This is a genomic window from Micromonospora sp. NPDC047670 (assembly GCF_043204915.1).
Lineage (GTDB): Bacteria > Actinomycetota > Actinomycetes > Mycobacteriales > Micromonosporaceae > Micromonospora.
This window is the reverse complement of record NZ_JBIDDA010000005.1, coordinates 493,009-506,787: the sequence shown is the minus strand read 5'-3', so window position 1 is coordinate 506,787 and position 13,779 is coordinate 493,009. Positions and strand designations below refer to the sequence as shown.

General features: G+C 76.3%; 9 protein-coding genes. 7 read left to right on the top strand and 2 right to left on the bottom strand.

The window, feature by feature from the left end; translation table 11 throughout:
• Genes ACGF7U_RS15900 through ACGF7U_RS15870 form a run of 7 tightly spaced genes read left to right on the top strand, consistent with a single transcriptional unit; the run spans window position 1 to window position 9,663 of the window.
• Window positions 1–1,203: an ADP-ribosylglycohydrolase family protein gene (locus tag ACGF7U_RS15900; RefSeq protein ID WP_393107074.1), complete on the top strand. Its 1,203-nt coding sequence runs from the start codon at window positions 1–3 to the stop codon at window positions 1,201–1,203.
• The gene (locus tag ACGF7U_RS15895; RefSeq protein WP_393107072.1) at window positions 1,200–2,594 is read left to right on the top strand and encodes an ADP-ribosylglycohydrolase family protein; all 1,395 of its coding nucleotides are present in this window, start codon (window positions 1,200–1,202) and stop codon (window positions 2,592–2,594) included. Before ACGF7U_RS15900 ends, ACGF7U_RS15895 begins: the two co-directional genes overlap by 4 nt.
• Window positions 2,591–3,529: a ribokinase gene (locus tag ACGF7U_RS15890; protein ID WP_393107070.1), complete on the top strand. Its 939-nt coding sequence runs from the start codon at window positions 2,591–2,593 to the stop codon at window positions 3,527–3,529. The genes ACGF7U_RS15895 and ACGF7U_RS15890 overlap by 4 nt, the downstream gene beginning before the upstream one ends.
• Window positions 3,526–5,475, top strand: coding sequence for an SUMF1/EgtB/PvdO family nonheme iron enzyme (locus tag ACGF7U_RS15885; RefSeq protein ID WP_393107068.1), 1,950 nt, complete (start codon window positions 3,526–3,528; stop codon window positions 5,473–5,475). The genes ACGF7U_RS15890 and ACGF7U_RS15885 overlap by 4 nt, the downstream gene beginning before the upstream one ends.
• A 4-nt stretch (window positions 5,476–5,479) precedes the next feature.
• A complete protein-coding gene (locus tag ACGF7U_RS15880) occupies window positions 5,480–7,633 on the top strand; it encodes an alpha/beta hydrolase (RefSeq protein ID WP_393107066.1) in 2,154 nt (717 codons plus the stop codon).
• Complete coding sequence (locus ACGF7U_RS15875) at window positions 7,630–8,841, top strand: CaiB/BaiF CoA transferase family protein (protein ID WP_393107064.1); 1,212 nt, start codon at window positions 7,630–7,632, stop codon at window positions 8,839–8,841. Before ACGF7U_RS15880 ends, ACGF7U_RS15875 begins: the two co-directional genes overlap by 4 nt.
• Entirely contained in the window at window positions 8,842–9,663 is an 822-nt protein-coding gene (locus tag ACGF7U_RS15870) for an HpcH/HpaI aldolase/citrate lyase family protein (protein WP_393107062.1), read from the top strand.
• Between the two features lie 74 nt (window positions 9,664–9,737).
• Here the strand turns inward: ACGF7U_RS15870 and ACGF7U_RS15865 are convergent, their stop codons facing one another.
• Entirely contained in the window at window positions 9,738–10,388 is a 651-nt protein-coding gene (locus ACGF7U_RS15865) for a C39 family peptidase (protein ID WP_393107060.1), read from the bottom strand.
• A gap of 463 nt (window positions 10,389–10,851) precedes the next feature.
• Window positions 10,852–13,668: an ATP-binding protein gene (locus tag ACGF7U_RS15860; RefSeq protein ID WP_393107058.1), complete on the bottom strand. Its 2,817-nt coding sequence runs from the start codon at window positions 13,666–13,668 to the stop codon at window positions 10,852–10,854.
• Window positions 13,669–13,779 lie beyond the last annotated feature (111 nt).

Genomic DNA, 13,779 nt, shown 5'->3' with positions numbered 1-13,779 from the left:
ATGTCTCTCTTGCTCGACACGTCGGTCGGATGCCTGGTCGGTGCCGCGGTGGGCGATGCCCTCGGCGGGGCCACCGAGACGGCGCTCCCGGAGCAGATCCGCGCCCGCTTCGGCGGCTGGGTCGAGGGCATCGTGCCCCCGTACCACGCCGACTGGGCCACCGCGCGGCCACTCGCGCCGTACCACAAGGGCGACGGGCACATCACCGACGACACGTTGATGACCCACGCGCTGGTACGGGCGTACGCGGCCAAGCGCGACCACCTCGACGCGTACGACGTGGTGGACCTGCTCGTCCCCGACCTGATCGAGCGGGTGGTGTACATCCCGGACCTGGAGCGCGAGGGGGTGACCTTCCACCGGCTCGCGGCCGCCGAACGGTGGTTGGTCACCCGCCTGCACCACGCGCACGCCGACCCGCGCGAGGCGGGGGTCGGCAACATCGTCAACTGCGGCGCGGCCATGTACATGGCCCCGGTCGGCATCGTCAACGCGGGCGACCCGGCCGGGGCGTACGCCGAGGCGGTGGAGATCGCCGGAGCGCACCAGCACAGCTACGGTCGGGAGGCCGCGGCGGTCTTCGCGGCCGCGGTCGCCGCCGCCGCGACCCCCGGCGCGGGCGTCGAGGACGTGGTCACCGCGGCGCTCGACCTGGCCCGCGACGGCACCCGGGCGGCCATCGACGCCGTGGTGAAGGAGGCCCGGGGACACCACGACTGGCGCGCCGCCATCGGCCCGCTGCGCGGCGCGGTCGCCCCCTACGACACGGTGGGGGAGGAGTACCGCAGCCCGGGGCTGGGCGCCCGGCGGCCGAGCCGGCTGCACGCCATCGAGGAACTGCCGGTGGCGATCGGCATGCTGGTGGTGGCCGGCGGCGACTTCCGCGAGGCGGTGCTCGGCTCGGTCAACTACGGCCGGGACGCCGACTCCACCGCCACCATGGCGGGGGCGATCGCCGGGGCCCTCGGCGGTGCGGCGGCGGTGCCGGCGGAGTGGTCGGAGGCGGTCGCCACCGCCTCCCGTACCGACCTCGTCGCGCCCGCCCGCGCGCTCGCCGAGGTGGCCACGGAGGTCTTCGACCGTGACCGGGAGCGCTTCGCCCGCCGGGCCGAGCGCTTCGCCGGCCTCGCCGACGCCCCGGCGCGCGGCGGCGTCACGACCGACGGACCGTCCGGCGCGGTGGCCGGGGAGTCGGCCCGGTGAGGATCACCTGGGTGCAGCCCGAGGACCTGCTGCCGCACGAGATCGCGGCCAGCCGGGACGAGGGGCGCGACGTCAGCGGGATCGCCGCGGCGTGGAGCGCGGCCGGCGGGGAGCTCACCCCGCCGGTCAGCGGGGCGTCGCCCACGCCCGCGACGCCCCGGATGCGGGCCCTCGCCACGCGCCTGCTCGACGAGGCCGACGCGCTGCCGGGCGCCGGCAGCCCCGACGAGCCCGAGGAACTGGCCGACGTCCGCGCCACCTGGCCGGCGGACTGGTCGCTGCCCGCCGGCCCGGCCGCGTACGACCGGCTGCACGGCGCGTGGCTCGGCCGGGCGGCCGGCTGCCTGCTCGGCAAGCCGGTGGAGAAGATCCCCCGCCACGGGATCCGGGAGATCCTCGTCGCCACCGGCCGGTGGCCGCTGCGCGACTGGTTCACGGCCCGGGGACTGCCCGCCGACGTGGCGGCCCGCTGGCCGTGGAACCGGCGCAGCGCCCCGACCAGCCTGGCCGAGAACATCGACGGGATGCCCGAGGACGACGACCTGAACTTCGCGCTGCTGGCGCTACGCGTGCTGGAGACGCACGGGCGGGACTTCACCAGCGCCGACGTGGCGCAGGCGTGGCTGGACTGGCTGCCCGGCGGGCGGGTCTTCACCGCCGAACGGGTGGCCTACCGCAACCTGCTGCTGGGGCTGGCCCCGCCGCACACCGCGCGGCGGCACAACCCGTTCCGCGAGTGGATCGGCGCGCAGATCCGCACCGACGTGTACGGCTGGGTCAACCCCGGCCGCCCCGACCGGGCCGCCGAGCTGGCCTGGCGTGACGCCACGGTCAGCCACGTCCGCGCCGGGGTGTACGGGGCGATCTGGGTGGCCGCGCTGGCCGCCGCCGCCACCGTGGCGGGCGACGTCGACGAGGTGCTCGACGCCGGCGAGGCGGTGCTGCCGCCGCGCAGCCGGTTCGCCGCCACCGTCCGGGAGGCGCGCGCCCTCGGCTCGGGTACCGACGACTGGGAGACGGTGGTGGACGAGCTGTACGCCCGGCACGGTCACCTGCACTGGGTGCACGTGCGCAACAACGCGGCCCTGGTCGCCGCCGCCCTCGCGTACGGGCGGGGCGAGTTGGAGCGGTCGATCTGCGCGGTCGTCAGCGGCGGCTGGGACACCGACTCGACCGGCGCGACCGTCGGCGCGGTGACCGGGGCGCTGACCGGCGCGTCCGGGCTGCCCGAGCGCTGGGTCGGCCCGCTGCGCGGCCGGCTCGCCAGCAGCATCGCCGGGTTCGACGGCATCGGCTTCGACGAGCTGGCCACCCGCACCCTCGCCCTCGCCGAGCCGGCCGCCCCCGGCGTGTCCTCCGGCGTCGCCGCGACCCGGGGCGGGTCGGCGTGAGCGCGCGGGTGGTCGTGGTGGGCAGCGCCAACCTGGACCTGGTGGTCACCGCGCCGCAACTGCCCCGCCCCGGCGAGACGGTGCTCGGCGAGGACTTCCGGACCGTGCCCGGCGGCAAGGGCGCCAACCAGGCCGTCGCCGCCGCCCGGGCGGGCGCGCGCTGCGCGTTCGTGGGCGCGGTCGGCGCCGACGAGTTCGGGGACCGGTTGCGGGACAACCTGGTCGCCGCCGGGGTGGACGTCCGTGGCCTGCGTACCGTCCCCGGCCCCTCGGGCGTCGCCCTGATCGCGGTCGACCGGGCGGCGGAGAACTTCATCCTCGTCGCCCCCGGCGCGAACGCCGCGCTGACCGACCTGGACGCCGCCGACCTCGCGGCGATCGACGCGGCGGACGTGTTGCTGCTCCAGCTGGAGGTGCCGCTGCCGACCGTGGTGCGGGCCGCCGGCCGGGCGCGCGAGGCGGGCACCACCGTGGTGCTCAACGCCGCGCCGGCCGCACCGCTGCCGGCGGACCTGCTCGGCCTGGTCGACGTGCTGGTGGTCAACGAGCACGAGGCGGCCGTCGTCGCCGGGACGACCGCCGACGAGCCGGGCGTCCTGCTCGACGCGCTGCTGGAGCTGGTGCCCCGGGCGGTGCTGACGCTCGGCGCGCGGGGCGCCGCGTACGCCGACCGGCGCGGCCCGCGGTTGGCGATCCCCGCGCCGCGCATCGAGGCGGTGGACACCACCGCGGCCGGTGACGCGTTCACCGGCGCCCTCGCCGTCGGCTGGGCCGAACGCGGCGGCGCGCCCGACGCCGACGCCGTCACCGCCGCCCTGCGCTGGGCCTGCGCGGCCGGCGCGGCGTGCGCGCAACGCCCCGGCGCGTCCACCGCGCTGCCCGACCGGGCCGCCATCGAGGCCCTGTACGCCGCGACCTACCGAGGTGTCCCGTGAGCTTCAACCCCTACGTACCGCGCCCGATCGACCGGCCGACCGAGGTGCCGCTGGGCGGGCACGCGGACCTGACCGCGCTGGACGAGGCGAAGATCTTCGCGGCTCCGGGCGACCCGGTCGACTGGCCGGCCTGGCGCGAGCAGCTCACCCGCTGGCGCGCCGACGCCCGCGCCCGCCTCGGCTACACCGGCGCGCACTACGACGAGATCCCCGGCGACTGCTTCAGCGTCTGCCTGGCCTGGCTCTGGGACGAGACGCTCTACGACCACGAGCGCGGGGTGTTCACCGTCGATGCCTTCCTCGACGCGGCCGGCCGGGACTTCGGCGGCTTCGACGGCGTGGTGCTCTGGCACGCGTACCCGGTGATCGGGCTCGACGAGCGCAACCAGTTCGACTGGTACCGGGACGTGCCCGAGCTGCCCGAGGTGGTGCGCGCCTTCCAGGCCCGCGGGGTGCGGGTGTTCGTCGACTACAACCCGTGGGACACCGGCACCCGGCGCGAGAGCGGCACCGACGCGCAGGAGGTCGCGGCGTTGGCCGGCAAGCTCGGCGTCGACGGGGTCTTCCTGGATACCCTCAAGGAGGGCGCGGACGAGCTGCGCCGCGAGCTGGACGCCGTCCGCCCCGGCATGGTTCTGGAGGGGGAGAGCCGGGTGCCGCTGGCCCGGATCGCCGACCACGCGATGTCCTGGGCGCAGTGGTTCGCCGACTCGGAGGTGCCCGGCGTGCTGCGGGCGAAGTGGTTCGAGCGGCGGCACGTGCTGCACCACACCCGACGCTGGCACCGCGACCACCTCGACGAGCTGCACTCCGCCTGGCTCAACGGGGTCGGGGTGCTGGTCTGGGAGAGCGTCTTCGGGGTCTGGGTCGGCTGGAACGACCGCGACCGGGCGGTGCTGCGGGCGATGCGCCGGGTGCAGGCCAGCCACGCCGCGTGGCTGCGCGCGGAGGACTGGGTCCCGCTCGCCGACCACCCCGGCGCCGGTCAGGTGTACGCGTCCCGCTGGACGCACGACGGCGAGCCGCTGTGGACGGTGGTCAACCGCGGCGGCGACCACGACGGGCCGTGGCTGGTCACCGAGCCGCGTCCCGGCCGGCGCTTCGTCGACCTGGTCACCGGCGCCGACCTGACCGCCACCGAGACCCCGGACGGCCGGGTGGCCGTGGGCGGCCCGCTGCCCGCGGGCGCGATCGCCGCGGTGCTCGCCACCGACACCGCCGTGCCGACGCACCCCGCCCCGACCGGCGACCCGTCCTTCCCGGCCCGCGCCGCGGTGCGGGCGCGCACCCCGTGGGCGCCGCGGGCCGAGGTGCCCGAGGGCATGGTGGCCGTCGACGGCGGCCGGCGGGACCTGCTGGTGCGCTACCGGGTGCGGGAGACCGGCCTGTACGGGGAGACCCCGTACGTCGACGAGTGGAAGCCACTGCCGCCGCGGCTGCACCACATGGGCACCCTGCGCCGCAGCGTGGCACTGGGCCGGTTCGCGATCGCCACCGGCGAGGTCACCCACGGCCAGTACGCCGAGTTCCTGCGCGCCACCGGCTACCGGCCGGTGCGCCCGGAGCGGTTCACCGCCGGGCAGGGACCGGCCGACGCGCCGGTCACCGGGGTCGACCTGGCCGACGCGCGGGCGTACGCGGCGTGGGCCGGGCTGCGGCTGCCCACCGAGGACGAGTGGCAGGTGGCCGCCGAGGCGGGACTGCTGCTCCGCCGGGAGCCGCTGGTGTGGAACCTGACCGAGAGCGAGCACTCCGACGGGCGGACCCGGTTCGTCGTCGTCAAGGGCGGCTCCGCGTACCGGGCGGAGGGCTCCGACTGGTACTTCGACGGCGGCCCGCAGCCGCCGGAGGTGTCGGTGAAGCTGCTGCTGACCGGCGCCGGGATGAGCCGCTCCGACCAAATCGGCTTCCGCTGCGCCGCCGACCTCCCGACCGGACAGGAGTGAGCTGATGAGCAGACGCTGGCGGATCGGCGGCGGGGTGGCCGCCGTACTCCTCGCGCTCGGGTTGGCCGGCGCCGCGCCGGCCGCCGCCGAGCGGCTCAGCGCGGGCACGCTGACCACCGCCGCCGCGCCCTCGCCGGCGCTGGGCGGCGACATCGACTACACCGTCTACCTGCCGTCCGGCTACGACGCCGCCGGCGCCACCCGCTACCCGGTGCTGTACCTGCTGCACGGCCGGGGCGACACCATGGCGGCGTGGACCCGGGTGAAGGCGGACCTGGACCGGCTGATCGCCGACGGTGAGGTGCCCCCGGTGATCGCCGTGCTGCCCGACGCGCCGTGGAGCAGCCGCGGCAACTGGTACGTCGACTCCGCGTACACCGGCGCGGACGACCCGGGCCGGCCGGTGGAGACCGCGCTCACCCGGGACCTGGTGGCACACGTCGACGCCACCTACCGCACCGCGGCCCACCGGGGCGCCCGGCTGGTCGGCGGCTACTCGATGGGCGGCGCCGGCGCCCTGCGCTACGCCCTGGCCCACGCCGACCTCTTCGCCAACGCGCTGGTGCTCAGCCCGGCGGTGTACCGGCCGCTGCCGCCGGCCGACTCCTCGGCGCGCGAGTTCGGCGCCTTCGGCTCCGGCGAGCAGCGCTTCTCCGACGAGGTGTACCAGCGGTTGAACTACCCGGCGCTGCTGCCCGGCGTGGCGGCCGGGTCGCCGGTGCGGATGTACATCGCGGTCGGCGACGACGAGTGGGCCAACCCGAACCCGGCGGACGCGGCACACGACCTGGACTACGAGGCGGCCACCCTCTACAACACGGTGCGCCGCACCGACGGGGTGGCCGCCGAGTTCCGGGTGCTCGACGGGGGACACGACTGGGACGTCTGGCGACCGGCCTTCGTGGACGGCCTGCGGCGGCTGGCGCCCACGCTGAGCGTCACCCCGCCGGCCGGGCTGCCCGGGCCCGCGTACGGCAGCGCGGGCACCGACTGGGCCGGCGGCGTCGCCGCCCACCCGGACGGCGCCACCACCATCGGGTACGCGGCCTCCGGGCCGGTGGCCGGCCAGCCGTACGCGGGCGGGCTGGACGCCGTGGTGAGCCGACTGGACGCCACCGGCACCCGGTGGACGACCCAGTTCGGCAGCCCCGCCAACGAGCGGCTCTACGGAGTGGTGCCGCTGGCGGACGGCGGCGTGGTCGCGGCCGGCTACACCCGTGGCGACCTCGACGGCCGGCACCCCGGCAGCCCGGCCGACGACGGGTTCGTGACCCGGCTGACCGCGACCGGGCAGCGGGCCTGGCTGACCCAGGTCGGCGACCCGGCCAGGGCGGACCGGTTCTACGCCGTCGCGGCAGCCCCGGACGGCGGCGCCTACGTCGCCGGCTACACCAGCGGTTCGTTCGACGGAACGGCCCCGGCCGGGGACAAGGACGCGGTGCTGGCCCGGATCGCCCCGGACGGGTCGGTCGCCTGGAGCCGGCAGTTCGGTGGCCCCGGCGAGGACAAGGCGTACGCGGTGGCCGCCGACGCCGGCGGCGTGTACGTCGCCGGTGGCACCTCGGCCGGCCTGCCCGGCACCACCGCGCTCGGCGGCACCGACGGTTGGCTGGCCCGCTTCGATCCGGCCGGCACCCGGGGCTGGGTGACCTCGGCCGGCGGGACGGGTGACGACCTGCTCGGCGGGGTCGCGGTCAGCTCCACCGGCACGGTGGTGGCCACCGGCTCGGTCGGCGGCGAGGCCACCGCGGGCGGCACCGACGTGCTGACCGTGGCGTACACGGCGGCGGGCCGGCAGCGCTGGCGGACGGTGACCGGCGGCCGGGGCGCCGACGGCGGCGCCGACGTGGTGGCCCTGCCCGGCGGGGCGGTGGCCGTGGTCGGCTTCACCGGCAGCAGCCTCGGGGTGCCGGTCGGGGGAGCGGACGCGCTGACGCTGCGCCTGGACTCCCGGGGCCGCCAGCTCGGCGTCGCCCAGTACGGCACCGCCCGCGACGACGCCGCGGACGCCTTCGGCGAGGAGAACGTCTACGCCACCCTCGGCGCGGACGGGCGGCTGCTGGTCAGCGGGCTCACCGCCGGGGCGCTGCCGGGCGGGGCGCACGGCAACGGGGACGTCTTCCTCGCCACCATCGATTCGACGAAGGGGACCCCGTGACGACCGCAGCCGAACCGGCCCGGCCCGGCCCGCTCGACGGGGTGAAGGTGGTCGACCTGGCCACCCTCTTCGCCGGGCCGCTCGCCGCGGCGTTCCTCGGCGACTTCGGCGCCGACGTGGTCAAGGTGGAGCATCCGGCCAAGCCGGACCCGTCGCGCGGGCACGGCCCGGCGAAGGACGGCGTCGGGCTGTGGTGGAAGGTGCTCGGGCGCAACAAGCGCACCGTCACCCTGAACCTCTCCGACCCGCAGGGCGCCGAGCTGCTGCGCCGGCTGCTCACCGACGCGGACGTGCTGGTGGAGAACTTCCGCCCCGGTACCCTGGAACGGTGGGGGCTCGGCCCGGCCGAGCTGCACGCGGTCAACCCCCGGCTGGTGATCGCCCGCATCAGCGGCTTCGGCCAGGTCGGCCCGTACGCGCGGCGGCCCGGGTTCGGCACCCTGGCCGAGGCGATGAGCGGCTTCGCCGCCGCCACCGGGGAGCCCGACGGCCCGCCGACCCTGCCCCCGTTCGGGCTGGCCGACTCGGTGACCGCGCTGGCGGCCGCGTACGCGGTCATGCTGGCGTTGCGGTCCCGCGACCTCACCGGGGCCGGGCAGGTGGTCGACCTCGCCATCATCGAGCCGATCATGGCCATGCTGGGCCCGCAGATCACCTGGTACGACCAGCTCGGCTACGTCCAGCCCCGGCTGGGCAACCGGTCCAACAACAACGCGCCGCGCAACACGTACCGCTGCGCCGACGGGCGCTGGGTCGCGGTGTCGACCAGCGCCCAGAGCATCGCCGAGCGGGTGCTGCGGCTGGTCGGCCGCCCGGAGCTGGTGGACGAACCGTGGTTCGCCACCGGCAGCGGCCGGGCCGCGCACGCCGACGAACTGGACGCCGCCGTCAGCGCCTGGGTCGCCGAACGCGACCGGGACGAGGTGGTGGCGGCGTTCGAGGCGGCCGAGGCGGCGGTCGCCCCGGTCTACGACGTGCGGGACATCCTCGCCGATCCGCAGTACGCCGCGCTCGGCACCGTCCGCACCGTTCCCGACGAGGAGCTGGGCGAGGTGCGGATGCAGAACGTGCCGTTCCGGCTCTCGCAGACGCCGGGGGACATCCGGCACGCCGGGCGCCGGCACGGCCAGGACACCGACGCGGTGCTGCGGTCCCTCGGCCTGGCCGACGCCGAGCTGGCGGCACTGCGCGAGAAGGGGGTGATCTGATTGCTGCTGACCTGGCTCTACGTGCCCGGCGATCGGCCTGACCGGTTCGCCAAGGCGGTCGCCTCGGGCGCCGACGCGGTGATCCTCGACCTGGAGGACGCGGTGCTCGCCGACCGCAAGGCGTACGCGCGGCAGGCCGTCGCCGAGTTCCTCGGGCAGCCGCACCCGGTGCCGGTCCAGGTCCGGGTCAACGAGCTGACCGGCCCGGACCTCGACGCCGACCTGGCCGCGGTGGCCGGCCGCCCCGGGCTGTCGGGGCTGCGGCTGCCGAAGGTGGAGTCGGCGGACGCCGTCGCCGCCGTCGCCGCCCGGACGGACGCCCCGCTGCACCCGTTGATCGAGTCGGCCCTCGGCCTGGAGTCCGCGTACGCCATCGCCGCCGCCGACCCCGCGGTGGCCTCGATCGGTCTCGGCGAGGCCGACCTGCGCTCCGACCTCGGCGTCGACGACGACGCCGGCCTGGCCTGGGCCCGTGGCCGGGTCGTGGTCGCGGCCCGCGCGGCCGCCCTGCCCCCGCCCGCCATGTCGGTGTACGCGCACGTCGCCGACCTCGACGGCCTCGCCGCCTCGTGCGCCCTCGGCCGGCGGCTCGGCTTCCTCGGCCGGGCGGCCATCCACCCACGCCAGCTTCCGGTGATCGCCGAGGCGTTCCGCCCGGCGGAGGGCGAGGTGGCCCGCGCGGAGGAACTGCTCGCCGCGGTGGCGGAGGCGCAGACCCGCAGCTCCGGCACGGTGGTGCTGCCGGACGGCCGGTTCGCCGACCGGGCCATGGTCGCCGCCGCCCGTCGCACCGTCGACCTCGCCGCCCGCTACGCGGCCTGACGCGGGTACGACGAAAGGGCCGGCCCCCGGGTGGGGGCCGGCCCTTGTCGTTGGTGGTGTTCGGCTGGTTGGGGTCAGGCGGTGTAGCCGCGGGTGGCGATCCAGTCGGCGAGGTTGTCGATGCTCATCCGGTAGGAGGCCTGGGCGGGGTCGGCGGAGTCGGCGATGGTGACGGTGTGGCCGTTGTCGCGGTAGCCGACGACGCTGATGTAGTGCCCGCCTTCGAAGGAGTGCACGCCGCCGTCGGTGTCGGTGGCGGTGCCGGCGATGTTCGCCACGACGGCGTGGCCTTCGTCGATGGCCTTGGTGATGTCGGTGCGCAGGGTGTCGGTCTGCTTGTCGTCGGCCTTGGCCTGGCGGATCTCCACCGACTGGTAGGCGTCCTTGCCGGTCTGCTTGTTCAGTACGGGGGTGATGTCGTTGATGGAGTTGGTGCCGGCTTCGGTGGTGCCCATCTGCTTGGCCATGGTGTCGACGTCGATGTTCTTGCCCTGCACGCTCAGGGCGTTGCGGGCGGCGGCGGGGCCGCAGTAGTAGAAGTTGGGCTGGGCTTCGTAGCGCACGCCCAGTTCCCGCTCGCCGTTCTTGCGGTCCTGGGCGACGGTGGTGGGCTTGCCCTGGGTGGGGGCGGCGTGGGCGGCGGTGACGGGGCCGGCGATGGCGCCGCCGGTGAAGGCGAGGCCGGCAGCGGTCAGGGCGGCGTTGCGGATCAGGTTGGTACGCATGATGGGGTGCACCTTTCGATCGGGGGTACGCGACACACCAAGGGGGGTGGGTGCGTCACGGGAAAGGAAAGGTCGAACCAGAGGGGATCAGGCGCCCTCGACCCGGAGGGGGTGGGGCGCGGTCCCGGGGGGTGTAACCGGCGGGCCGGGCCACGCATTCCGGCGGCCGGCGGCCCGGCTCGTCTCGGGTCCCGGGGGATGTAACGACGCGGGTCCGGTCGGCATTCCGGCCGTCGCCCGGGCCGTCGGAACGGCGCGGGGGCCACGCGGTCACGATGGATACAACGACCCGGGCCCCCGGTGCATGCCCGCCGAGCCGGTGGCGCCCGCCACCACAACCCACCACAAACCCGACACACGGCACCAGACCGGGAGACCAGACCTCCGGAATGCGACATCCGGGCTGATCGGGTGGGCCCGTGTCGCGTGGCCGGTCGGCGTCGGGTCCGGGTGGTCGGGGTCGTCAGGGGGCGGGTGACAGGCGGCGCTCGATCGTGACCGTGGTGCCCTCGGCGGTCGACACCATCCGCACGTCGCCGTACGCGTTCATCAGCGTGGCGCCGCGACCCCGGTCCATGGCGGGCCGGCGGTCGCGCCAGGTGCCGAAGTCCCGCACCGAGATCTGGACCGTGCCCGCGACCACCCGCAGTCGCACCCGCACCTCCGGTCGGCTGGGGCGCTGCGCGTGCTCCACGGCGTTGTTGACCGCCTCGGAGGCGGCCAGCAGCAGGTCCTGCACGATGTCCGGATCGACGTCCAGGGCCTCCAACGACGCCCGCACGTCCCGGCGCATGGCCGAGGCCGAGGTGGGCTTCGACGGGTACGTCCACCCGGTCTCCAGCGCCGCCAGGTGCGCGGGGTCCGACACCCCGCCCCGCGTGCGCGGCCCGTTCCCGACGGGGTCGGTGTCCGGGCCGCCCTGCGGGAACAGCGCGCTCGCCCGGCCCGGCCCGGTCGGCGTCGGCGCCGCCGTCCCGCCGCCGCGCGCGGCCACCGCCGGATCGTCCCAGTCGGCCGCCCCCGAGGCGCCGGCCGGGCGCTGCCCCCGGACGCGGGCGCCGTGCAGGGTCGCCCGGATCCGGGCGATCAGCTCGCCCGCGGCGAAGGGCTTGACCACGTAGTCGTCGGCGCCCAGGTCGAGCCCTTCGACGCTGGCGTCCCCACCCGCGCGCGCGGAGAGCACCACCACCGGCAGCGCCCGCGTGTCGGCCTGCTGGCGCAGCCGACGCACCAGCTCGAAGCCGTCGACGTCCGGCATCATCACATCGGTGAGGACCAGGTCCGGCTGCTCCCGGCGGATCGCCGCCAGCGCCTGCCGGCCGTCGCCGACCGTCTCCACCCGCCAACCCTGCCCGGTCAGCAGCCGGGCCAGGTACGCGCGCATGTCCGCGTTGTCGTCGGCCACCAGGATCCGCGCGTCCCGCAGCGGGTCCACCGTCCCGTACGGTGACACCGGCGGCCCGGCCGGTGAGGTCGCCGACTCCTGCGCCGGGTCGGCCAGCCAGCCGATCGCCTCCTGCGCGGCGGCTCGGGCCGCCTGACCGATGCCGTCCACGTCCGCCGGTGCGGCGGGCCGCCCCACGGCGCGGAAGGGCAGCGCCACGGTGAACGTCGTCCCGGCCCCCACCCGGCTCTCCACCCGCACGTCGCCGCCCTCCAGGCGGGCCAGCTCGCGGACCAGGGGCAACCCGATGCCGGTGCCCTCGTGGCTGCGGGACCGGGCGCCCTGCACCCGGTGGAAGCGTTCGAAGAGCCGGGGCAGCTCCTCCTCGGAGATGCCGATGCCGGTGTCGGTGACGGTCAGCCGCACCTCCTGCTCGTCGGCGGTGAGCCCGACCCGGATCCGGCCGACGAAGGTGTACTTCAGGGCGTTCGACAGCAGGTTGGTGACGATGCGTTCCCAGTTGACCGGGTCGACGGCGACCGGACGCGGCAGGGGCGGGCAGTCGACCTCCAGGCGCAGCCCGGCGCGCTCCACGGCGGCCCGGAAGACGCTGGCCAGCTCGGCGGTGAGCGCGGCCAGGTCGACCTCGCGGGCGTGACTCTGCGCCCGGCCCGCCTCCAGGCTGGAGAAGGTGAGCAGGCTGTTGACCAGGGTGAGCAGCCGGGTCGCGTTGCGCGAGGCGGCGTCGACCCGCTCCCGCTGCACGGCCGGCAGCGGGTGCTCGTGGTCGGCGAGGGCATCGGCGAGCGGGCCGAGCATCAGCGTCAGCGGGGTGCGGAACTCGTGGCTGACGTTGGTGAAGAAGCCGGTCTTGACCCGGTCCAGCTCGGCGAGCGCCTCGGCCCGCCGGCGCTCCTCCTCGTACGCCCGCGCGTTGCGCACGGCGACGGCGACCTGCTGGGCCAGCAGCGCGAAGAACGACCGGTACGCCTCGTCCAGCCCTCGGCTCGGGCTGACCCCGACCAGGAGCACCCCGAGTGGCTGGTCCGCCTCCGCCGAGGGCAGCGGCAGGGCCAGGGCCGTGCCGACCGGGTCACCCCAGGGCCCGGCGGGCACGGTGAGCCGCTCGGCCACCCCGGTGACCTCGGCCGCCGTGCCGCCGGCGGCGGACGCCAGGCCCCACTCCCGATCCTCGGTGGCCGGCAGGGTCGCCGGCAGCGCCGCGGCCACCCTCTCGCCGCCGACGCAGGCGGCCCGGCGCAGCAGCGCGTCCTCGCGCAGGTAGATCGCGGCGAACGGGACGTCCAGCGGGTGCCCGCCGACGGCCTCGGCGAGCCTTGCGCAGGTGCTCCCCACGTCGACGGTCCGCCCGTCGCCGCGTACGGACAGGTCGCGCAGCAGGCGCAGCCGACGCTCGCCGACCACCTGCTCGGTGACCTCGCTGCACACGGTGAGCACGCCGACCGTGCGTCCCTCGTCGTCACGGGCGGGGGCGTGCGAGACGCTGAAGTACGCCTCCTCGCGGTAGCCGGCCCGGTCGAGCAGCAGTCGCAGGGCCGGCACCCAGCTGGCGACCCCCGTCGCCATCGCCTCGTCGATCAACGGGGCCAGCACGTCCCAGCCCTCGGCCAGGGTGACCCGGACGTCGCCGCCGAGCGCGTCGGGGTGCTTGTCACCGATCAGCGCCGAGTACGCGTCGTTGTAGAGCTGGGTGAACCGGTCGCCCCAGAGCAGCAGCATCGGGTAGCGGGAGGAGAGCACCATCCGTACGGCGGCGCGCAGGCTCTGCGGCCAGCCGTCGACGGGGCCGAGCGGAGTCGCCGCCCAGTCCAGCCGCGCCATCAGCCGTCCGGTCTCGCCGCCCCCGGCGAACAGGTCCCCCGTGGGCCGCGTCACCTTCGGTCGCACCCCATCGCAGCCCTCACTTCCGGGCCCGGCCGACCCTTGCTGGTGTTACGCGCTCATCCTGGCACCCGGCCTCAGCTGCACGTCCGCCGGCACCCCAGC